This is a genomic window from Arthrobacter sp. Y3223065 (assembly GCF_059090885.1).
Map to the genome: position 1 here is coordinate 608533 of NZ_JBNHGC010000002.1, position 20994 is coordinate 629526.

19 protein-coding genes are annotated in these 20994 nt (G+C 67.2%); 14 read left to right on the forward strand and 5 right to left on the reverse strand.

Features of this window, described 5'->3' with window-relative positions; genetic code table 11:
- Window positions 1-54 precede the first annotated feature (54 nt).
- The 8 genes from AC5RUK_RS07820 (at window position 55) to AC5RUK_RS07855 (ending at window position 10742) form a co-directional block, all read left to right on the forward strand.
- Window positions 55-1875 (forward strand): ABC transporter ATP-binding protein, encoded by a 1821-nt coding sequence (locus tag AC5RUK_RS07820; RefSeq protein WP_494151828.1) that lies wholly within the window; start codon window positions 55-57, stop codon window positions 1873-1875.
- Between the two features lie 133 nt (window positions 1876-2008).
- A complete protein-coding gene (locus AC5RUK_RS07825) occupies window positions 2009-2545 on the forward strand; it encodes a hypothetical protein (RefSeq protein WP_493989057.1) in 537 nt (178 codons plus the stop codon).
- A 265-nt stretch (window positions 2546-2810) separates the two neighbouring features.
- On the forward strand, window positions 2811-4457 hold the full coding sequence (locus AC5RUK_RS07830) for a peptide ABC transporter substrate-binding protein (protein WP_494151829.1): 1647 nt from the start codon (window positions 2811-2813) through the stop codon (window positions 4455-4457).
- Between the two features lie 123 nt (window positions 4458-4580).
- The gene (locus AC5RUK_RS07835; protein WP_493989059.1) at window positions 4581-5507 is read left to right on the forward strand and encodes an ABC transporter permease; all 927 of its coding nucleotides are present in this window, start codon (window positions 4581-4583) and stop codon (window positions 5505-5507) included.
- Window positions 5500-6468 (forward strand): ABC transporter permease, encoded by a 969-nt coding sequence (locus AC5RUK_RS07840; RefSeq protein ID WP_494151830.1) that lies wholly within the window; start codon window positions 5500-5502, stop codon window positions 6466-6468. Before AC5RUK_RS07835 ends, AC5RUK_RS07840 begins: the two co-directional genes overlap by 8 nt.
- Window positions 6465-8156, forward strand: a complete 1692-nt coding sequence (locus tag AC5RUK_RS07845; RefSeq protein WP_494151831.1) for a dipeptide ABC transporter ATP-binding protein — start codon at window positions 6465-6467, stop codon at window positions 8154-8156. Before AC5RUK_RS07840 ends, AC5RUK_RS07845 begins: the two co-directional genes overlap by 4 nt.
- Window positions 8157-8315: 159 nt before the next feature.
- On the forward strand, window positions 8316-10238 hold the full coding sequence (gene typA / locus AC5RUK_RS07850) for a translational GTPase TypA (RefSeq protein ID WP_494151832.1): 1923 nt from the start codon (window positions 8316-8318) through the stop codon (window positions 10236-10238).
- Window positions 10239-10247: 9 nt separating this feature from the next.
- Window positions 10248-10742, forward strand: a complete 495-nt coding sequence (locus tag AC5RUK_RS07855; protein WP_494151833.1) for a hypothetical protein — start codon at window positions 10248-10250, stop codon at window positions 10740-10742.
- Window positions 10743-10766: 24 nt separating this feature from the next.
- Here AC5RUK_RS07855 and AC5RUK_RS07860 read toward each other — a convergent pair whose 3' ends face one another.
- Window positions 10767-11261: an ArsR/SmtB family transcription factor gene (locus AC5RUK_RS07860; RefSeq protein ID WP_493989064.1), complete on the reverse strand. Its 495-nt coding sequence runs from the start codon at window positions 11259-11261 to the stop codon at window positions 10767-10769.
- Window positions 11262-11329: 68 nt separating this feature from the next.
- On the opposite strand from AC5RUK_RS07860, the gene AC5RUK_RS07865 reads away from it, so the two are divergent.
- Complete coding sequence (locus tag AC5RUK_RS07865) at window positions 11330-12646, forward strand: MFS transporter (protein ID WP_494151834.1); 1317 nt, start codon at window positions 11330-11332, stop codon at window positions 12644-12646.
- Here AC5RUK_RS07865 and AC5RUK_RS07870 read toward each other — a convergent pair.
- Window positions 12634-12882, reverse strand: coding sequence for a putative acetyltransferase (locus AC5RUK_RS07870; protein WP_494151835.1), 249 nt, complete (start codon window positions 12880-12882; stop codon window positions 12634-12636). The two genes, AC5RUK_RS07865 and AC5RUK_RS07870, sit on opposite strands and share 13 nt — an antisense overlap.
- A gap of 91 nt (window positions 12883-12973) precedes the next feature.
- On the opposite strand from AC5RUK_RS07870, the gene fdxA reads away from it, so the two are divergent.
- The 3 genes from fdxA (at window position 12974) to AC5RUK_RS07885 (ending at window position 15867) form a co-directional block, all read left to right on the forward strand.
- Window positions 12974-13297, forward strand: coding sequence for a ferredoxin (fdxA, locus tag AC5RUK_RS07875; RefSeq protein WP_127511272.1), 324 nt, complete (start codon window positions 12974-12976; stop codon window positions 13295-13297).
- Between the two features lie 5 nt (window positions 13298-13302).
- Window positions 13303-14430 carry a succinyldiaminopimelate transaminase gene (gene dapC, locus AC5RUK_RS07880; RefSeq protein ID WP_494151836.1) on the forward strand — a complete coding sequence of 376 codons (1128 nt, stop codon included), beginning with the start codon at window positions 13303-13305 and terminating at the stop codon, window positions 14428-14430.
- 153 nt (window positions 14431-14583) lie between these two features.
- Window positions 14584-15867: a citrate synthase gene (locus AC5RUK_RS07885; protein WP_493989068.1), complete on the forward strand. Its 1284-nt coding sequence runs from the start codon at window positions 14584-14586 to the stop codon at window positions 15865-15867.
- Between the two features lie 214 nt (window positions 15868-16081).
- Here the strand turns inward: AC5RUK_RS07885 and galE are convergent, their stop codons facing one another.
- Window positions 16082-17095, reverse strand: coding sequence for a UDP-glucose 4-epimerase GalE (gene galE / locus AC5RUK_RS07890; RefSeq protein ID WP_494151837.1), 1014 nt, complete (start codon window positions 17093-17095; stop codon window positions 16082-16084).
- A gap of 185 nt (window positions 17096-17280) precedes the next feature.
- On the opposite strand from galE, the gene AC5RUK_RS07895 reads away from it, so the two are divergent.
- A complete protein-coding gene (locus tag AC5RUK_RS07895) occupies window positions 17281-17892 on the forward strand; it encodes a hypothetical protein (RefSeq protein WP_494107763.1) in 612 nt (203 codons plus the stop codon).
- Between the two features lie 15 nt (window positions 17893-17907).
- On the opposite strand, the gene AC5RUK_RS07900 is transcribed toward AC5RUK_RS07895, so the two are convergent.
- Together AC5RUK_RS07900 and dapD are read right to left on the reverse strand one after the other, a co-directional pair.
- Window positions 17908-18768 carry a hypothetical protein gene (locus AC5RUK_RS07900; protein WP_494151838.1) on the reverse strand — a complete coding sequence of 287 codons (861 nt, stop codon included), beginning with the start codon at window positions 18766-18768 and terminating at the stop codon, window positions 17908-17910.
- A gap of 20 nt (window positions 18769-18788) precedes the next feature.
- Window positions 18789-19760: a 2,3,4,5-tetrahydropyridine-2,6-dicarboxylate N-succinyltransferase gene (gene dapD, locus AC5RUK_RS07905; RefSeq protein ID WP_494151839.1), complete on the reverse strand. Its 972-nt coding sequence runs from the start codon at window positions 19758-19760 to the stop codon at window positions 18789-18791.
- A gap of 79 nt (window positions 19761-19839) precedes the next feature.
- On the opposite strand from dapD, the gene dapE reads away from it, so the two are divergent.
- On the forward strand, window positions 19840-20928 hold the full coding sequence (gene dapE, locus AC5RUK_RS07910) for a succinyl-diaminopimelate desuccinylase (protein ID WP_494151840.1): 1089 nt from the start codon (window positions 19840-19842) through the stop codon (window positions 20926-20928).
- Window positions 20929-20994: the final 66 nt, after the last annotated feature.

The window sequence follows — 20994 nt, forward strand, 5'->3', positions numbered from 1 at the left end:
CAGTTCTCCACTAGCATCAACCAACTGCGACAGGTTGGAAGGGAAAGACCAGCTATGACTGAAATCATTGATCCGACGCTGCCGGCAGGAAATCTGGAGACAGCCGGCGGCGCAGCACCCGTCCTGGAGGTCACCAACCTCAGCGTGGACTTCGGCGTGGACAAGGAGTGGGTGCCCGCCGCCATCAACCTCAGCTACGACGTCAAGGCAGGCGAAGTCCTGGCCATCGTGGGCGAATCCGGTTCCGGCAAGAGCGCCAGCTCCATGGCGCTGCTGGGCCTGCTGCCGTCCAACAGCCGTGTCACCGGGAGCGTCAAGCTCAACGGGCGCGAAATCCTGGGCCTCAGCAGCGCCAAACTCCGGCAAGTGCGCGGCAATGACGTCGCCGTCATTTTCCAGGAGCCCATGACGGCGATGAACCCCGTGTACACGATCGGGTTCCAGATCGTGGAAACGCTGCGGCTGCACAACGCCATCTCGCCCGATGAGGCCCGGCAGCGGGCGCTGCGGCTGCTGGAGCTGGTCGAGCTGCCCGACCCGGAGAAGGCTTTCCGGTCTTATCCGCACCAGCTTTCCGGGGGACAGCGTCAGCGCGCCATGATCGCCCAGTCGCTCTCCTGCGACCCCAAACTGCTCATCGCCGACGAGCCCACCACCGCCCTGGACGTCACCGTGCAGGCCGAGATCCTGGACCTGATGCGCAACCTGCGCAACAAGCTGGACAGCGCCATTGTGCTGATCACCCATGACATGGGCGTGGTGGCCGACCTGGCCGACAAGATCGCCGTAATGCGCCGCGGCCGCATCGTGGAGACCGGCACCGCGATGGAAATCTTCAACAATCCCCGGCACGAATACACGCAGGCCCTGTTGGCCGCCGTGCCCCACCTGGGCGGGCGTCCCGAGGACGGAACGGAAGTCGACCTCACGGCGGCGCTGGCCGCCGCCACCGGTGTCTCGTTGAGCATTGACGAGACCGAGCTGCAGCGGCGCGAACGCGAAAACGCCGAAGCCCTGGCGCAGGCACGCGATGAGTCGACCAAGGGCGAACCCGTGCTGCAGCTGACCAACGTTGCCATCGAATACCCCAAACAGGGGCGGGTGCCTGCCTTCCGTGCCGTGGAGGGGGCCAACCTGTCCATCTATCCCGGACAGGTGGTCGGGCTGGTCGGGGAATCCGGATCGGGCAAGACTACGATCGGCCGCGCCGCCGTCGGACTGTTGCCGGTCGCGGAGGGCTCCCTGCGCGTGGTGGGCCACGAGATCGCCGGCGCCCGGCCCAAGCAGCTGCACGCGCTGCGCCGCCACGTGGGCATGGTGTTCCAGGACCCGTCGTCCTCGCTGAATCCCCGGCTGCCGATCGGCGAGAGCATCGGCGAACCGATGTACCTCGCCGGCGTCGCCAAGGGCGCCACCCTGCAGCGGAAGATCGAGGCGCTACTGGACCAGGTGGAGCTGCCGCGCGCGTACCGCAACCGCTATCCGCACGAACTCTCCGGAGGCCAGAAGCAGCGCGTGGGCATTGCCAGGGCGCTCTCGCTGGAACCGAAGCTGATGGTAGCGGATGAGCCCACCTCCGCACTGGACGTGTCGGTCCAGGCCACGGTGCTGGACCTGTTCCAGAACCTGCAGCAGGAACTGGGATTCGCCTGCCTGTTTGTCACTCACGACCTGGCTGTCATCGACGTGCTCGCCGACCGGATTTGCGTCATGCGCCACGGCCGGATCGTTGAGCAGGGCACCCGTGACGAGATCCTGCGCAACCCGCAGGAACTGTACACCCAGCGGCTGCTGGCGGCCGTACCGTTGCCCGATCCGGAGAAGCAGCGCGAGCGCCGCGAACTCCGCGCCCAGTTGCTCGCCGCCGGCGACTGACGGACACCTGCAATTCCGCCATCCATAGTGCCGAGCCCCCGCCCATGATGAAATAGCGGCAGGGGCTCAGCCGCCCCTGGCCGGCGCGGTGCCATGACGGCGCGGCCGGCCATCGCGCAATCCAGGAGTGTTAGTGGTACGCAGCATGAACATCGAGGCGATCGAAAAGGGCATTGGCGTCAGCTGGTCCGAGGTGGAGGAGTTCTTGGCCGGAATCGGCGCCAAGGAACTCACCCACAAGGACATCGCCGCTGCCTTGCACGAGTCGGGGCTCGCGGACGGTTGGTGGGCGCAAACGGCCACCGTCGCCTACGAACAGCAGATCGGCCGGCGCCAGCCGGGCCAGGACTGCGACGGGGAGTTCCAAACCTCGGTGAGCAAGACCGTCACCGGAAGCATGGACGAGGCGCGAAACAAGTGGGTTGCCGTGGTCGGCGGCGCGGAGGAATTCTCGGGCATCGCGGTCACCCGCGGACCCGAGTTGAGCGACACCGCCAAGTGGCGGTACTGGCGCTGCGGCTTGGCCGACGGCTCCCGGGTCAGCGTGCATATCTACGAAAAGCCGTCAGGCAAGTCCTCGATAGGCCTGCAGCATGAACGGCTCGAGTCGACCGAGCAGCTTGACCACTGGCGTGCCTACTGGAAAGCCAAGCTCGCCGAGCTCTCCTGAGAGGCCCGCGACCGGCCGTCACCGACGCCGGTGTTGAGTAAGTGGCCGTGTCCCGGCCCGCCGGGCCGCAAAACCCTCGGCGGCGGCCCGCTTTAGCATCCCTTTTCGCCAAATTGCAACCCAAATGGAAGCAAGGCCTGTTATCAGCGTCACAGTTGGCGCATATGCTGGTGCCACCTGAGCCTGCGCGGCTGCGAACCATGCCGGCGCGGACCGGTCCGGCGTCACAAGCCGCTGGATGGAGCACAGTACCTGAGGAGGCGGCATGCGTTTCGCTCGAACATCCCGACTGGTTTCACTGGCAGCCGCGGCAGCGCTCGCGGTGACGGCCTGCGGCGGTGGCGGTGGCGGCGGCGGTGGCACGGAGGGCGGAGGCGACGGGAACGCCGAAGCGGTGATCACGGCCAACAGCACGGAGCCGCAGAACCCGCTGGTCCCCACCAACACCAACGAGGTCGGCGGCGGCCGCGTGATAGACCTCATCTTCGAAGGCCTGATCAGCTACGATCCCGAGGGCAAACCGGTCAACGAGGTAGCGGAATCCATCGAGACTGAAGACGCGCAGAACTACACGATCACACTGAAGCCGGACCAGACGTTCACCAACGGTGACCCGGTGACCTCCAGCTCCTTCGTGGACGCCTGGAACTACGGCGCCGCCGTCGAGAACGCCCAGCTGAGCGCCTATTTCTTCGAAAGCATCGAAGGCTACGACGAGGTCAGCTCAGAGGGCGCGACCACGAAGGAGATGTCCGGGCTCAAGGTCGTCGATGACACGACCTTCAACGTGACGCTGAGACAGCCCGAATCCGACTGGCCATTGCGCCTGGGCTACACGGCTTTCGCGCCGCTGCCGCCCGTGGCCTTCGAGGATATGGAGGCCTTCGGGGAGAACCCGGTGGGGAACGGACCCTACATGCTGGGCGGTGACGGCGCGTGGCAGCACGACGTGCAGATTGAACTGGTGCCGAACCCGGACTACCAGGGCACCCGGACCCCGCAGAACGGCGGGATTACCTTCAAGTTCTATTCGTCCTACGAGGCGGCCTACCAGGACTTGCTCTCGGACAACCTGGACGTGCTCGACACCATCCCGCCGAGCGCGCTGGCAAACTTCAAGACCGACCTCGGCGAGGGCCGCTGGTTGGAAAAGCCCTATGCCGGCAACCAGACCCTCGTCATTCCGCAGTACCTGGACGAATGGACCGGCGAGGCCGGCCAGCTGCGGCGCCAAGCCATCTCCCTGGCGATAAACCGGGACGAGATCACCCAGGTGATCTTCCAGGGCGGCCGGCAGCCGGCTGCCGAGTTCACAGCCCCCGTGCTCACGGGCTACAGCGACAGCATCCCGGGCAACGAAGTGCTGCAGTACAACGAGGAGGAAGCCAAGCGATTGTGGGCGGAAGCCGACGAGATCGAACCGTGGGGCGACAGGACGTTCACCATCGCTTCCAACGCCGACGGCGGCCACAAGGAATGGATCGAAGCAGTCGCTAACGGCCTGAAGAACGTGCTCGGCATAGACGCCCAGTTCGAGTCCTATGCCACCTTCCCCGAGCTCAGGACCAAGGTCACGGCAAAGGAGATGACCGGCGCCTCACGTGCCGGCTGGCAGGCCGACTACCCGTCGCTGTACAACTTCCTCGGGCCGCTGTACGGCACCGGGGCGGGATCCAACGACGGCGACTACTCGAACAAGGAGTTCGACCAGAAGCTGCGTGACGGGCTGGGGGCGAGCACGCCGGAAGAGGGCAACCAGATCTTCAACGAGGCGCAGGAGATCCTGATGCAGGACCTGCCTGTCATCCCGTTGTGGTACCAGGTCCGGCAGGTTGGTTGGAGTTCCGTCGTGCAGGACGTGGACACCGCATGGAACGGGGTGCCGATTTACCACCAGATCACCGGCAAGTGACCCCGAGGCGCTGCGGGGCCAGGCCGCGGCCGGGCCCCGCAACGCCCCAAACCTGATTCCCCACCGAGAGGCAGGGTTGATGATCCATCACTTGGCGGCACGCAGGGCGCAAGGGGGAAGCTAGTGCTCTGGTACATCTTCCGGCGCTTCCTGCAGATGATCCCGGTGTTCTTCGGCGCCACGTTCCTAGTCTATTTTCTCGTTTTTTCGCTTCCGGGCGATCCCATCCAGGCACTGTTCGGTGACCGCGCCGTCAACCCCGCGGTGGCTGCCCAGCTTCGGGCGCAGTACAACCTGGACCAGCCGTTCCTCATCCAGTACGTCCTCTATCTGAAAAACCTCGTCACCTTCAATCTCGGCAACGACTTCTCCGGCAGGCCTGTTGCCGAGGTGCTGGCCCAGATCTTCCCGGTTACGGTCAGGCTGGCCATCCTCGCGCTGATCTTCGAAGCCGTCTTCGGCATCCTTTTCGGTTTGATCGCCGGACTACGGAAGGGCCGGATTTTCGATGGGACCGTATTGGTCGCCTCGCTGATCGTCATAGCGATCCCGATTTTCGTCCTCGGTTTCGTCCTGCAGTTCCTCGTCGGCGTCAAGCTCGGCTGGGCCAGACCCACCGTAGGCGCCCAGGCGGGCTGGTCCGACCTGATACTCCCGGCCGTCGTGTTGGGGCTTGTGTCTCTGGCCTACGTGCTGCGCCTGACCCGAACATCGATCATCGAGAACATGAACGCCGATTACGTGCGCACCGCGATGGCCAAGGGATTGTCCCGGCCGCGCGTCGTCGTCGTGCACATCCTGCGGAACTCCATGATTCCGGTCGTAACGTTCCTGGGCGCCGATCTCGGAGCCCTGATGGGCGGGGCGATCGTGACGGAGGGAATCTTCAACGTCCCCGGCGTCGGCCAGCGACTGTACCAGTCCGTGCTGCGGGGCGAGGGCCCCACGATCGTGTCCATCGTCAGCGTTCTCGTGCTCGTCTACATTCTGGCCAACCTGCTGGTGGACGTGCTCTATGCCTGGCTCGACCCGAGGATCCGTTATGCCTAGAGAACCGCTGGAACGCGACAACCAGGCCATCGAGCATTTCGTTGCGCCCCTGGACGAAACTCCGGTGCTGGCCACCGACAAAGTCGACGAGGATGTCCAGCCGCTCAGCCTGTGGGCCGAAGCGTGGCGCAACCTGCGGACACAACCGCTCTTCATCATCTCGGCGCTGCTGCTGTTGCTGGTCGTTGCGGTGGCGCTCTTCCCGGGGCTCTTCACGCAGACGCCGCCGGCGCAGAATTGCCTTCTGGCCAATTCCGACGGCGGACCGGCCCCCGGGCACCCGCTGGGGTTCACCAAGCAGGGATGCGACGTCTATTCGCGCATCATCTACGGGACCCAGGCATCGCTGACGGTGGGTATTTTCGCCACGCTCGGCGCACTGCTGATCGGCGGGACGCTCGGCGCCATTGCCGGGTTCTACGGCGGCTGGCTGGATGCGGTGATCGCCCGGATCGGCGACGTCTTCTTCGCGCTGCCGCTGATCCTGGGCGCCATCATCATCATGCAGCTGCCGTTGTTCCGGGCCAACCGCAACGTCTGGACAGTGGTCATCACGCTGGTGGTCTTCGGCTGGCCGCAGGTGGCCCGCATCACCCGTGGCGCCGTCATTTCCGTGCGCAACGCCGACTTCGTCACGGCGGCCCGGTCGCTGGGCGTTTCCAGGTTCGCCGCCCTGGTCAAGCACGTCATCCCCAACTCGCTGGCGCCCGTCATCGTGGTGGTGACCGTGAACCTGGGCATCTTCATCGTCGCCGAGGCCACCCTGTCCTTCCTGGGCATCGGGCTGCCGCCGGACGTGATGTCCTGGGGCAATGACATCTCCACGGCCCAGGTGTCGCTGCGGTCCAACCCGGCCAGCCTGCTCTGGCCGGCGCTGGCGCTGTCCGTCACCGTGCTGAGCTTCATCATGCTCGGTGACGCCCTCCGCGATGCGCTCGATCCGAAGGCGAGGAAGCGATGACGCACATCCGCGAGGTCGACGACGCCGCGCCCCTGCTGCAGATCAAGGACCTGGCCATCACGTTTCGAACGTCCACCGGCGACGTGGAAGCGGTCAAAGACGCCCATTTGACGGTCATGCCGGGGGAGACCGTGGCCATAGTGGGCGAATCAGGCTCGGGCAAGTCGACCACGGCGCTGGCGACCATCGGGCTGCTCCCGGAAAACGGCCGAGTCTCCGGCGGGCAGATCGTCTTCGCCGGGGAAGACCTGGCCGGCGCCAGCAGCCAGCGGATCGTCGAACTGCGCGGCAATTCGATCGGCATGGTGCCCCAGGACCCCATGTCCAACCTCAACCCGGTGTGGAAGATCGGCTTCCAGGTCAGGGAGACGCTGCGGGCCAACGGGCTCCGGTCCGACAATGCCGCGGTGGCCAAAGTCCTGGCAGAGGCGGGGCTGCCCGATGCCGCCAGCCGTTCCCGGCAGTTCCCGCACGAGTTTTCCGGCGGCATGCGCCAGCGCGCCCTGATCGCCATCGGCTTGTCGTGCCGGCCGCGGCTGCTGATCGCCGACGAACCGACCTCAGCCCTCGACGTGACGGTGCAGCGCCAGATCCTGGACCACTTGGAATCGATGACCCGGGACCTCGGAACCGCCGTCCTGCTGATCACGCATGACCTGGGTTTGGCCGCCGAGCGTGCCCGCAAGGTGGTGGTGATGTACAAGGGCCGGGTCGTGGAGTCGGGGCCTGCCCTGCAGATTCTGCAGAACCCGCGCCACCCCTACACACAACGGCTGGTTGAGTCCGCGCCCTCCCTGGCGTCGCGGCGTATCCAGTCGGCGAAGGCCGCCGGCATCGAAACCTCGGAACTGCTGGCACCGGTCGGGCAGGAGACCCAATCCACCGACAACGTCATTGCAGTCAAGGACCTGACCAAGGTCTACAAGCTGCGCAGCGGGTTTGGGAAGTCCACTGACTTCACGGCCGTGGACAACGTGTCCTTCGATATCAAGCGTGGAACCACGATGGCGGTGGTGGGGGAGTCGGGGTCCGGCAAGTCCACCGTGGCAAAGATGGTCCTGAACCTCGAGTCGCCGACCAGCGGCCACATTGTCTTCGACGGCGTGGACATGACCGCCCTCAACGCCAAGGCCCTGCTTGCCTTCCGCCGGCGGGTCCAGCCGATCTTCCAGGATCCCTACGGGTCGTTGGACCCCATGTACAACATCTTCCGCACCATCGAGGAGCCGTTGCGCGTGCACAACATCGGCGACCGCAGGAGCCGCGAAGCCAAGGTCCGGCAGCTGCTGGACCAGGTGGCGCTTCCGGCGTCCGCCATGCGCCGGTTCCCGAACGAGCTCTCCGGCGGCCAGCGCCAGCGCGTCGCGATCGCCCGTGCGCTGGCACTGGACCCCGAGGTGGTGATCTGCGACGAGGCGGTCTCCGCGCTGGACGTGCTGGTGCAGGCCCAGATCCTGGACCTGCTGGCCGGCCTGCAGCAGGACCTGGGGCTGAGCTACCTGTTCATCACGCACGACCTGGCCGTGGTCCGGCAGATCGCCGACCACGTCACCGTGATGGAAAAGGGCAAGGTGGTGGAGGCCGGCACCACGGACGACGTCTTCGACTCCCCGCAGCAGCGGTACACGCAGGAGCTGCTGGCCGCCATTCCCGGTGCGAGCCTGGAGCTGCCGCCCGAGGTGGCCTGACCCGGGACTCCAGCCCAATCACCGGCCCCGGCTCCGGGCCGCGTTAGGCCATGGGTGGCGTTGCGGATTACAATGGAGTGCCTACCCGCATCCGGGCACGGCGCTGGCTGTCCGATATTAGGCCCAGGTTCCATGTAATCCACGGAAGAGTAATCCCGCATGTCTGAAACCACCGCATCGACGCAGAGCGCCGTTCGCAGCGACCTTCGCAACGTCGCCATCGTAGCCCACGTCGACCACGGGAAGACCACCCTCGTGGATGCCATGCTGAAGCACACCGGTGCCTTCGCCAGCCACGGCGAAACCGAAGAGCGCGTCATGGACTCCGGGGAACTGGAACGCGAAAAGGGCATCACCATCCTGGCCAAGAACACCACCGTGTTCTACTCCGGCCCGGCCGCGCAGGGCGAGACCATCACCATCAGCGTGATCGACACCCCGGGCCACGCCGACTTCGGCGGCGAGGTGGAGCGCGGCCTGTCCATGGTGGACGGCGTGGTCCTGCTGGTTGATGCTTCCGAGGGCCCGCTGCCGCAGACCCGTTTTGTACTGCGCAAGGCGCTGGCCGCCAAGCTCCCCGTCATCCTGGTGGTCAACAAGACCGACCGTCCGGACGCCCGCATCGACGCCGTCGTCGCCGAGGCGATGGACCTGCTGCTGGGCCTGGCTTCCGACCTTGCCGACGAAGTTCCGGACCTGGATCTGGATGCCGTCCTCAACGTTCCCGTGGTCTATGCCTCCGGCAAGGCCGGCCGCGCCTCGCTGACCCAGCCCGCCGACGGCACCCTGCCGGAAGACGAGGACCTGGAGCCCCTGTTCGCCACCATCATGGAGCACGTGCCGGCCCCGTCCTACGACCCCGACGGCGTGCTGCAGGCCCACGTGACCAACCTTGACGCTTCCCCGTTCCTGGGCCGCCTGGCGCTGCTGCGCATCTACAACGGCACCCTGCAGAAGGGGCAGACAGTGGCCTGGGCCCGCCAGGACGGCCAGTTGAAGAACGTGCGCATTTCCGAGCTGCTCGCCACCAAGGGACTGACGCGTGTTCCGGCGGAATCGGCCGGCCCGGGCGAGATTGTCGCCGTCGCCGGCATCGAGGACATCACCATCGGCGAGACCCTGACCGACGCAGAGAACCCGCAGCCGCTGCCGCTGATCAAGGTGGACGATCCGGCCATCTCGATGACCATCGGCATCAACACCTCGCCGCTGGCCGGCAGGGTCAAGGGCGCCAAGGTGACCGCCCGCCAGGTCAAGGACCGGCTGGACAAGGAACTGGTGGGCAACGTCTCGCTGAAGGTGCTGCCGACCGAGCGTCCGGACGCCTGGGAGGTCCAGGGCCGCGGCGAGCTGGCACTGGCCATCCTGGTGGAGCAGATGCGCCGCGAAGGTTTCGAGCTGACCGTGGGCAAGCCCCAGGTGGTCACCAAGACCATTGACGGCAAGGTGCACGAACCGATGGAGCACATGACCATCGACGTGCCCGAAGAGTACCTCGGCGCCGTCACCCAACTGCTGGCCGCCCGCAAGGGCCGGATGGTCAACATGGCCAATCACGGTACCGGCTGGGTGCGGATGGAGTTCATCGTTCCGGCCCGTGGCCTGATCGGTTTCCGCACCCGGTTCATGACCGAGACCCGGGGCGCCGGCATCGCCGCGTCCATCTCCGAGGGCTACGAGCCGTGGGCCGGGCCGATCGAGTACCGCACGAACGGATCGATGGTGGCCGACCGGGCCGGCGTGGTCACGCCCTTCGCGATGATCAACCTGCAGGAACGCGGTTCCTTCTTCGTGCAGCCCACCTCGGAGGTCTACGAAGGCATGATCGTGGGCGAGAATTCGCGGGCGGACGACATGGACGTGAACATCACCAAGGAAAAGAAGCTCACCAACATGCGTGCCGCTTCCTCCGACAGCTTCGAGAACCTCACCCCGCCGCGGAACCTGACCCTGGAGGAGTCCCTCGAATTCGCCCGCGAGGACGAGTGCGTTGAGGTCACCCCGGAGTCCATCCGCATCCGCAAGGTGGTCCTGGATGCCAACGAGCGGCTCAAGGCCGCCCGTGCGCGCGCCCGGGCATAAACTGGACCTATGACAGAGCAGAGGCAACCCGCCGGAGACCACGGCGGGTTGCCTTCCGCTGTTTCAGGCCAGGAAACCGAACGGCACGAGGCACGACGGCGGCGCCCCGCCTTTCACGGGTGGGGCACGGCTGTCTTCGGCGCGGTGGTGACGGCGGTCGCGGGAACGGCCCTTCACTCGCAGATTCTCTATGCCGGGGAGTCCGGGTATCCGTGGGGCGCCGCGGCAGCCCTGCTGTTCGCCCTGGCGGTGATGGTCTGGGCCGGCCTCAAGACTCACAACGTCCTGATCGCCGGCCTGACGGGTGTCCTCACGTACGTCCTCGTCGGACTGATGGCGCTGGCCCCCGGCGCCGAGCCGCTGATCGTCACCGGGACCACCGCGGCGGTGGAATTGCCGATCGCCATGGCGGGCCGGATCTGGATGATCGGACTGGTGTTCGCCACGATCGTGGCGCTGCTGGCCTGCGCATGGGCGCTCAAGCCGCGGCGGGCCGGGACCTGATTCGGGCCGCCCGCGCGCCGGGCGTCAGTTGGCCGTCTGGTCCAGATGGTGGGCCATGAAGATTGAGGTTGCGGTCCCGTCCTCGTCGGCGGGCAACATCGCGTATTCCTCGAAGATTGCGCGGATCTTCCCCAGCATCTCCTGGCGGTGCGCGTCGTTGAGCTTGATGCCCATCCGGGTGGTTTCGATCTGGTCCGGGGCCAGGCCGTCGATTTCCTGCAAAAAAGTCTCTACCAGCACCGGTGCCGCGTCCGGCATCTTCGCGCCCCAGGACATCCGGGTGGCGCGGTAGGGGACTTCCTTGGCCCCACGGTTGCCCTTTCGCGGTTCCTCGGCCTCCAGGAAACCGGTATTGAGCAGCGTGCGCACGTGGTGCAGCGAGGTGGCCGGATTCAGGCCGAGCAGTTCCGCGATCTCTTTGTTGGTCCGCGACCGGTGGAGGCAGAGCCGGAGAATGCGCAGCCGTACCGGGGAGCTGAGCGCCCGCCCGGTGGCTTGCAGGTCCTGATCCGTAGGCATGTCTCCAGCATACGACACCAGCTGCCTAATGATTGACTTTCCCCAATCGCTGCCCGAGACTGTGACCTGTGACTCAGGCACCCGCTCCACGGGGCTCCGGAACCGCCCCGGCAGCCGACGCTGCCCACCCGGGCAGCGCACCGCCGTCGTTGTGGCGGGACCCGAACTTCCTCACCTTCTGGTCGGCGCAGACCATCAGCCAGGTCGGCGTCCAGGTCGGCCAGCTGGCCGTCCCGGTGCTCGCGGTGATCGTTCTCGGGGCCAGCGAATTCCAGGTGGGTGTCCTCAATGCCAGCGCCACCGCGGCCTTCCTGCTGATCGGCCTGCCAGCGGGCGCCTGGGTGGACCGCTGGCTCAAGCGGCGGGTCATGATTACGGCCGACCTGGTCCGTGCCGCCGCCATGCTGTCCGTGCCGCTGCTGTGGTGGATGGGCGTGCTGCAGATGTGGCACCTGTATGCGGTGGCGGGCGTGCTCGGCTGCGCCACGGTGTTCTTCGACGTGGCCTACCAGAGCTACATCCCGGTCCTGGTGCGCGGCGACCAGGTGGCCTCGGCGAACTCCAAGCTGGAGAGCACCGCGCAGCTGGCGAGGATGGGCGGACCCGCCGCGGGCGGCGGCCTGCTGCAGGTGATGGCGGCTCCGCTGCTGTTCCTCGCGGACACGCTCGGCTACCTTTTCTCGGCCCTGTTCCTGGTCCGCACCGCAGACCGCGAAGTGCCTGCACCGCGGCTCGGCCGGCGGCCGCTCGTGGCGGAAATCAAGGAAGGGCTCGGCTTCGTGGTGCGGCATCCGCTGATCAGCCGGATAGCGGCGTGCACGGGCCTGGCAAATTTCTTCGCCGGATTGGCCTTTACGCTGTTTCCCATCCTGGTGCTGCGCGAACTGGGCCTGGGCCCGGGCGCGCTGGGACTGGTCTACTCGGTCGCCGCGGCCGGTGGACTGCTGGGCGCGGTGGCGGCGCCCAAGCTGGCGAAGCTGACCGGCGAAGGGGCGCTGATTCCGCTGGCGAGCGTGGCGTCGGCGGTGTTCCTGGCGGCGATGCCGTTGTCGGTGCTGATGCCGGACACCGCCTCGGCACTGCTCCTGCTGATCGTCGGCGAGGCCGGCGTCTCCTTCTGCTCCCTGGTCTACAACGTGATGCAGGTGACGATGCGCCAGCGGGTCTGCCCGCCGCGGCTGCTCGGGAGGATGAACGCCTCGATCCGGTTCGTGGTGTACGGCGTATTGCCCCTCTCCGGGCTGCTGGCGGGCGTGCTGGGCGAAACCATCGGGTTGGTGCCCACCCTGTGGATCGGTGCGGCCGGGTCCGCGCTCGCCGCGGCGCCCGTGCTGTTCTCACCCCTGTGGGCGCTGCGGAAACTGCCGGACAGCTACGAAGGCTGACCGCCGGCCCGCGGGCGGCGCCGCGGAGGGGCGGGCGGCACCTGCTTGGCCGCGGCCACGGCCGACAAGGAAACGACGACGTCGCCGCGCCTGGTGCCCACCGTGCAGCTGTCGGCATCGACGGCCAGCAGCTCGCCGAGCACGTCGGTGAAGCCGCCCGCGATCCGGTAGCGGACCACCACGCGTGTTCCCGGTGCTGCTGCGGCCAGAAACGCGGCGGGGGTAGCGGGTATCACGTGACCATCTTAGGTGGGCCGTCCCCGGCTGGGGAGATAATGGTCCCAACCGATACGCTAGAGGGAACTGTTCAGAAAGGTGCTGACGGACGTGACGTACGTAATCGCACAGCCGTGCGTGGATGTAAAAGACAAGGCATGTATCGAAGAATGCCCGGTGGACTGTATCTACGAAGGCGAACGGTCCCTGTACATCCACCCGGATGAATGTGTCGATTGCGGCGCGTGCGAACCGGTCTGCCCGGTCGAAGCCATCTACTACGAAGATGACACTCCCGAGGAGTGGGCCGACTACTACAAGGCCAACGTGGAGTTCTTCGACGATCTGGGTTCCCCGGGCGGTGCCGCCAAGCTGGGCAACACCCACAAGGACCACCCGCTGATCGCCGCGCTGCCGCCGCAGAACCAAGACTGAACTCGATGAGTTCTTTCGGCCTGCAGTTGCCGGACTACCCGTGGGACGCCATGGCGCCCTACGCGCAAAAAGCGGCCGAACACACGGGCGGCACGGTGAACCTGTCCATCGGCACGCCGGTTGACCCCACTCCGGCCGTCGTCCGGGATGCCTTGGCCGCAGCCGCCGACGCCCCGGGCTACCCGACGACGCACGGCACCGCCGAACTGCGGGAAGCGATCGTGGAGTGGTTCGGGCGCCGTCGAAACGTTCCCGGGATGGATCCGGAAGCGGTCATGCCCACCGTCGGTTCGAAGGAACTGGTCGCCTGGCTGCCCACCTTGCTGGGACTAGGGGCGGGCGACATCGTAGTGCGCCCCGTCGTGGCGTATCCGACGTACGACATCGGCGCCATCCTGGCCGGCGCGACCCCGGTGGCGGCCGACAACCTGGCGGATCTGGATGCGCAGACCAGGAGCCGGGTGAAACTGGTGTGGGTCAACTCGCCGGGCAACCCCACCGGCCTGGTGCGCGACCGGGCAGAGCTGCGCACCCTGGTGGAGGACGCCCGCAGCCTGGGCGCCGTCGTCGCCTCCGACGAATGCTACGCGGAGCTCGGCTGGGGCGCCTGGGACACCGCCCGCGGCGGGCAGGCCGTGCCGAGCGTGCTGGATCCGTACGTCGCGCAGGGCTCGCACGAGGGCCTGCTGTGCGCCTACTCGCTCAGCAAGCAGTCAAACCTCGCCGGGTACCGGGCCGCCTTCCTGGCCGGAGACCCGGCGCTGATGCCGAACATCATCAACAGCCGCAAGCATGCGGGCATGATCGTGCCGTTCCCGGTCCAGGCCGCGATGCGCGCCGCCCTGCGCGACGACGCGCACGTGCAGGAGCAGAAGGACCTGTACCGGAGCCGGCGCGAGCGGCTGCTGCCGGCGCTGGAGAATTTCGGCGTGCAGATCCGCCATTCCGAGGCCGGCCTGTACCTGTGGGGGACCGCGGGGGAAGATACATGGACCACCGTGGGCCGCCTTGCCGAGCTGGGCATTGTCATCGGGCCCGGCGTGTTCTACGGCGAGGCCGGCAGCGGCTACGTCCGGGTTGCGTTGACCGGCAGCGACGAACGGATCGACGCCGCCGTCGAACGGCTTTCCTGATCCCGGCGCCTGACTGTGGATATGAACAAAAATATATGTCTTGGATTAGATATATCCGTGACTCTACGGGTAGCGTTTTACCCGAGTATGTGCATGGTCAGTGCCACAAGCGCCGGCGTGCCCTAAGCTTCCAAACCTCCTGAAGGGGACTCAATGACTGAGCAGACCGGTGCCAAGCTGCACTTCGACGGCGGCGAACTCGAACTCCCACGGCTCAAGGCCGCGGAAGGCAACGACGGCTATGACGTATCCAAACTGCTGAAGCAGACCGGCGCGGTCACCTTCGACCCGGGGTTCATGAACACTGCGGCGACCACCTCCGCCATCACCTACATCGACGGCGACGCCGGTGTGCTCCGCTACCGCGGCTATCCGATCGAGCAGCTGGCCGAGCACTCAAGCTTCCTCGAAGTGTCCTACCTGCTGATTTACGGCGAACTGCCCACGCCCACCGAGCTGGAGGCCTTCGACCAGAAAATCCGCCGCCACACCCTGCTGCACGAAGAGCTCAAGGGCTTCTTCGGCGGATTCCCGCGCGACGCACATCCGATGCCGGTGCTTTCCTCCGCGGTCAGCGCCCTGTCCACCTTCTACCAGGACTCGCTGGATCCGTTCGACGACGAGCAGGTGGAACTCTCCACCATCCGCCTGATGGCCAAGCTCCCGGTGATCGCCGCCTACGCGCACAAGAAGTCCATCGGACAGGCCCTGCTCTACCCGGACAACTCCATGAACCTGGTGGAGAACTTCCTGCGCCTGAGCTTCGGCCTGCCGGCCGAGCCCTACGAGCTGGACCCGACCGTGGTGAAGGCGCTGGACCTGCTGCTGATCCTGCACGCAGACCACGAGCAGAACTGCTCCACGTCCACCGTGCGCCTGGTGGGCAGCTCCAACGCCAACATGTTCGCGTCCGTCTCCGCCGGCATCAACGCCCTGTTCGGTCCGCTCCACGGCGGTGCCAACGAGGCCGTGCTGAACATGCTCCGCCAAATCCAGGCCAGCGGCCAGGCCCCGGAGCAGTTCATGGAAAAGGTCAAGAACAAGGAAGAAGGCGTGCGCCTGATGGGCTTCGGGCACCGCGTCTACAAGAACTACGATCCGCGCGCCCGCCTGGTCAAGGCCACCGCGCACGAGATCCTCGGCAAGCTCGGCGGCAACGACGAGCTGCTGGACATCGCCATGCGCCTGGAAGAGAAGGCGCTGGCGGACGACTACTTCATCGAGCGCAAGCTGTACCCGAACGTGGACTTCTACACCGGCCTGATCTACAAGGCCATGGGCTTCCCGGAGAAGATGTTCACCGTGCTGTTCGCCATCGGCCGCCTGCCCGGCTGGATCGCCCAGTGGCGGGAAATGATCAAGGATCCGCAGACCAAGATCGGCCGCCCGCGGCAGCTGTACACGGGTGCGCAGGAGCGCGAGTACCCGGCCCGCTAGCACGACGGCGGTGCACGCCTTAACGCCAACGGCCCCCGGAGCAATCCGGGGGCCGTTCGTTGTGCTTCAGGCGGAGATCATCGACGCGCTTAGCCGTTCGCAGCTTCCCGACCTTCGCAAGCTCAGGCCGGGTCCCTCGCTGCTCGCTTGCGCTCGTTCCTCGCTCGGCGATGCGCGCTTACGATAATCCCCGCCTGCCGCCTGCACCGTTTGGTCAGCCGGCGTAGCCGTTCGGGTTGTTCTTCTGCCAGCGCCAGTGGTCTTCGCACATCTGCTCGAGGTTCTTCACGGCCGACCAGCCGAGCTCGGCCAACGCGGCCGAAGGGTCGGCATAGCTGATGGCGGCGTCGCCGGGGCGCCGGTCGGTCAGCTCGTAGGGGATGTCGAATCCCGCGGCCTTGCCGAACGCGGCGAGCACCTCCAGCACGGACGAGCCCTTGCCGGTGCCCAGGTTCCAGCGGCGGACTCCGGGCCGGTCGGCAATGAAGTCCAGGGCCGCCAGGTGTCCGGCGGCCAGGTCCATCACATGGATGTAGTCGCGTACGCCGGTGCCGTCCGGCGTCGGGTAGTCGCTGCCGAAGACGCGGACCCTGTCCCGGCGGCCCACGGCCACCTGCGCCACGAACGGCAGCAGGTTGTTCGGCACGCCCGTCGGATCTTCGCCGATCCGCCCGCTTTCATGCGCGCCGACGGGGTTGAAGTAGCGCAACAGGGCCACGTGCCAGCGCGGGTCGGAATCGCCCAGATCGGACAGGATGTCCTCGATCTGCTCCTTGGTCCGGCCGTAGGGATTGATCGCGTCCAGCGGAAGCTTCTCGGTCAGCGGCACTTCCTCGGTGGCGCCGTACACGGTGGCAGAGGAACTGAAAACGATCGTGCGGACGTTGTGGGCGTCCATCGCGCGGAGCAGGTTCAGCGTGCCGCCCACGTTGTTGTGGTAGTAGTGCAAAGGTTTTTCGACGGACTCGCCGACGGCCTTCAAGCCGGCAAAGTGGATCACGGCGTCCACGGATTCGGCCTCCAACACCCGGTTCAGCGCGGCCTCGTCCAGGAGGTCGGCCTGGTGGAACCGTGCCTGCCGGCCGGCCAGCTCCTGGACCCGGCGCAGCGACTCTTCGCTGGAATTGGCCAGGTTGTCGAGCACCACCACGTCGTGCCCCGCCTCCAGCAGGGCGAGCGTGGTGTGCGAGCCGATGAAGCCGGTTCCTCCGGTGACCAAAATTCTCATGCCAACCAGCTTAGTAGCTCACCCCCCGTCTCCCCGGTACGGTCCGCAGCGGGTTCAGTACAGGGCTGGACAGCAAGGTCTAGAGTTGAAATACGGGCAGCGGGGGAACCCCGCGGGCGGCACCCGCAGCGGGAGCCACTGCAGATTAGCTGCGTCGTCGGTCCGAGCGAAAGGACGCGGACAGGATGCACGAGACGGGTGGGCCAGGGTGGCGGATCACCGCAGACACCTCGGGACACATGCTGCTGGCACTCTACCTTCGCGACGTCGCCGGCCTGGCCGGAGCCGGCTGGCCGGCGGTCTCGCCGGTGTTGCCGACGGTCCGCACCGCCGATCCCACCCAGCTAACCGCGCATGTCGGCGGCCCGGCGGCGCTGCGGGACGAGTGGGAGAAGTGGTGGGAGGACCTGGTCCGTGACCGCCCGGGCAACGCCGCGAAACTGGCACCGCCGTCCTTTCCCGCCTTCGCCGGCAGCCCCGCGCTGCAGCGGCTGCTGCAGGCCCACTTTGGCGCCGGGATGAGCTGGGCCCGGGCCCGGATGGCCGAGTACGGGAAATTGGCGCAGGAACGTGAGGCCAAGGGCACCACCGGGTTGATCCGCGAACTGGTCCAGGACCGGGAAATGGAACTCGGACGTGCCGCGCGGGCCTTCGAGCTGAAGCTCATCGAACTGCCGCTGTGCGAGCCGCGTGCCTGGTTCGTGGAGCCGGACCGGGTGCTGTTGTGCCAGACACTGATGGACGACGAAGGTGCCTTCCGCAGTTACCTTCAGCCGATCGTCGAGCTCATCGTCTAGCCGCGCGCGGGTAACTCAGGCGGCCGACCCCTGCGCCACGGTGATCACGACGTAGCCGGTGTCGCTATCAGCGCCGACCCAGCCGCCGTCGTCACGCTGCCAGCGCAGGCCCGCATGGGCAACCGACTCAAGGCCGAGCTCCTTGGCAGAAGCCACCGCCCACTGCGCCACGGCCCAGCCCCGCTCATCGGTTGCGGCCACCCGGACCTCCCGGCCGGCGACGGCCATCTCCAGGCCCGGATGCATGGCCTCCAGTTGCGCCAGGACGACAGCGGGGTCGCCGGCTGCCTCGGCATCCTTGAGCACACAGTTCAGGGCGGCAGGCGAGTGGCCGGTCAGTGCCGAAGCGAAGGCCTTGGCTTCGGGCTCATGGTCCGCGTAGGCCAGCGGATAGGCGCTGCGCTGGACGGTCTGGGCCGCGTCGGTCACCGGCATGGACTCATAGCCCGGGACCTGTTCGAGCACCTCGTAAAACTTGTTTGCCGCGTACACCGGGTCCTGCACCTGTTCCTCGGTGCCCCAGCCCTGGGACGGCCGCTGCTGGAACAGGCCCCGGGAGTCGGGACCGGCCGTATCGCCGTAGTCGATGTTGCGCAGCTTCGACTCTTGGATGGCCGTCGCGAGGGCAATCGACGCGGCGCGTGCGGGCAGCCCGCGCCCGATGGCAATCCCGGAGATGAGCGCCGCGTTCGCGGCCTGGTCAGGTGCCAGTTCGAAGGTGTCTGAACCAACGACGGCGGTGCACCGCTCCCGGACCAGGGTTTGGGAACGGTCAATGAAGGTGGCGGCGAAGTAGGCGGCACCGCCGACCAGGGTCAACAGGACGATCAGGCTGAGCAGGCTGCGTGTCCTGCGTGCACGGGCTTGCCGGGACATGGCGGTGCCGTCCGGAACTGCTAGTTGGCGTGCAGGACCGCGTTGAGCTCGACGCTCTGGCCCTTGCGCGGCAGGACTTCCACCGCGCCGCTGGTGGAGTTTCGGCGGAACAGGAGATTGGGCATGCCGGAGAGCTCCACGGCCTTGACCTGGCGGTGGTCCCCGGTGGCAACGTCGATCAGGCTCACCCGGGTTCCGGCGGTGACGTACAGGCCGGCCTCGACCACGCAGTCGTCGCCGATGCTGATGCCGACGCCCGAGTTGGCGCCCAGCAGCACGCGCTCGCCGATGCTGATCCGTTCCTTCCCCCCGCCGGAGAGCGTGCCCATGATCGAGGCGCCGCCGCCGACGTCCGAACCGTCCGCCACGATGACGCCCGCGGAAATGCGGCCCTCGACCATGGAAGTGCCCAGCGTGCCGGCATTGAAGTTGACGAAGCCTTCGTGCATCACGGTGGTCCCGGCGGCCAGATGCGCGCCGAGGCGGACGCGGTCGGCATCGGAAATCCGCACGCCGGAGGGGACCACGTAGTCGACCATGCGCGGAAACTTGTCCACGCCGAAGACGGTGACCTGGCCGCGGCGGCGCAGGCGGCGGCGGACCGATTCGAAACCGTCCACGGCGCACGGGCCGAAGTTGGTCCAGACCACGTTGGGCAGCTGCCCGAAAATGCCGTCCATGTTCAGCGAATTGGGTGTGACGAGGCGGTGGGAGAGCAGATGCAGGCGGAGGTAGGCATCAGCGGTGTCGGCGGGCGCAGCGTCCAGGTCGATGCTGCGCGTGAGGACCTCCAGATGGGTGCCACGGTCCGCGTCGGCGCCGTCGGCGGCGTCGGCCTCGAGGCCGGCCTCCGCGTCCCGGGCGGCGCGGGCAGGGCCCAGTCCCGGGGCGGGATACCAGACGTCGAGGACGGTGCCGTTGTCGGTGACGGTGGCCAGGCCGGTGCCGTGGGCGGTGCGGGGCGCGGTGTGTGCGGTGGTGCTCGCGGTCATGGATGCAAGTCTACCGAGCGCGCCGGGGCCCAGTGATGCCGGGAAGGTGAGCAGGCGGACGTCTGGCTAAGCTGGGGGAGTGACTTCCACCATCGCCCTGGACTTGACCGCCGACGTCGCAGACCTGACCGCGGCGCTGATCGACATCAACAGCGTGTCCGGCAACGAAACCGCCCTCGCCGACGCCGTGGAAGCCGCCTTGCGTGCCCTGCCGCACCTGAAGGTGGTGCGTGACGGCGACGCCATCGTGGCCCGCACGCAGCTGGGGCGGCCGGAGCGGGTTATCCTGGCCGGCCACCTGGATACCGTACCGTTACCGGCCGTGCCCGGCTCGCGCGGTACCGTGCCGTCGGTGTGGGACGGAGACGTGCTGTATGGGCGCGGCGCCACCGACATGAAGGGCGGGGTAGCGGTGCAGCTAGCGCTGGCCGCCGAGCTGGCGGCGCCGGGCCGCGACGTCACCTACGTCTTCTACGACCATGAGGAAGTGGACGCGTCGCTGAGCGGACTGGGCCGGCTGGCGCGCAACCACCCGCAGCTGCTGCAGGGCGACTTCGCCATCCTGCTGGAACCGACCGACGGAACCGTGGAAGGCGGCTGCAACGGCACGGCCCGGTTCGAAGCGAGCACGGTCGGCCAGGCGGCGCATTCGGCCCGCGGGTGGAGGGGCGTCAACGCGATCCACGCCGCGGCGGACATCCTGGTCCGGCTCCGGGACCATGAACCGGCCACGGTCACGGTGGACGGACTGGACTACCGCGAAAGCCTGAACGCGGTGAAGATCAGGGGCGGCACAGCCGGCAACATCATTCCGGACAGCACCACGGTGGAAATCAATTACCGGTTCGCACCGGACAAGACACCCGGGGACGCCGAGCGGTACGTGCGCAACCTGCTGGAGGGCTTCACGGTGGTGTGCACGGATGCCGCGGCCGGGGCGCGGCCCGGCCTGAACCATCCCGCCGCCGCCGAATTCGTTGCCGCCGTGGGGGCGGAGCCGAAGCCCAAGTACGGCTGGACCGACGTGGCGCGGTTCAGCGAGCTGGGGATTCCGGCCGTCAACTTCGGCCCCGGCGACGCGCTGCTGGCCCACACCGACAACGAACACGTGCCGGCGCAGGCCGTCCGCGAGTGCCGGGCGGCGCTGCGCCGCTGGCTGACGGCCTGACCGGCAGCGGCAGCCGGCGCGCCGGGCAACAGGGAAGGGGAGGACGCGCAGGCATCCTCCCCTTCC

What these genes read in the sequence shown, in the direction of transcription:
- galE (WP_494151837.1), bottom strand. Translation starts at nt 17,095, where the DNA reads ATGAGAATTTTGGTCACCGGAGGAACCGGCTTCATCGGCTCGCACACC.
- AC5RUK_RS07895 (WP_494107763.1), top strand. Translation starts at nt 17,281, where the DNA reads ATGCACGAGACGGGTGGGCCAGGGTGGCGGATCACCGCAGACACCTCG.
- dapD (WP_494151839.1), bottom strand. Translation starts at nt 19,760, where the DNA reads ATGACCGCGAGCACCACCGCACACACCGCGCCCCGCACCGCCCACGGC.
- dapC (WP_494151836.1), top strand. Translation starts at nt 13,303, where the DNA reads ATGAGTTCTTTCGGCCTGCAGTTGCCGGACTACCCGTGGGACGCCATG.
- AC5RUK_RS07840 (WP_494151830.1), top strand. Translation starts at nt 5,500, where the DNA reads ATGCCTAGAGAACCGCTGGAACGCGACAACCAGGCCATCGAGCATTTC.
- AC5RUK_RS07885 (WP_493989068.1), top strand. Translation starts at nt 14,584, where the DNA reads ATGACTGAGCAGACCGGTGCCAAGCTGCACTTCGACGGCGGCGAACTC.
- AC5RUK_RS07820 (WP_494151828.1), top strand. Translation starts at nt 55, where the DNA reads ATGACTGAAATCATTGATCCGACGCTGCCGGCAGGAAATCTGGAGACA.
- AC5RUK_RS07860 (WP_493989064.1), bottom strand. Translation starts at nt 11,261, where the DNA reads ATGCCTACGGATCAGGACCTGCAAGCCACCGGGCGGGCGCTCAGCTCC.
- typA (WP_494151832.1), top strand. Translation starts at nt 8,316, where the DNA reads ATGTCTGAAACCACCGCATCGACGCAGAGCGCCGTTCGCAGCGACCTT.
- AC5RUK_RS07900 (WP_494151838.1), bottom strand. Translation starts at nt 18,768, where the DNA reads ATGTCCCGGCAAGCCCGTGCACGCAGGACACGCAGCCTGCTCAGCCTG.
- AC5RUK_RS07830 (WP_494151829.1), top strand. Translation starts at nt 2,811, where the DNA reads ATGCGTTTCGCTCGAACATCCCGACTGGTTTCACTGGCAGCCGCGGCA.
- AC5RUK_RS07845 (WP_494151831.1), top strand. Translation starts at nt 6,465, where the DNA reads ATGACGCACATCCGCGAGGTCGACGACGCCGCGCCCCTGCTGCAGATC.
- AC5RUK_RS07855 (WP_494151833.1), top strand. Translation starts at nt 10,248, where the DNA reads ATGACAGAGCAGAGGCAACCCGCCGGAGACCACGGCGGGTTGCCTTCC.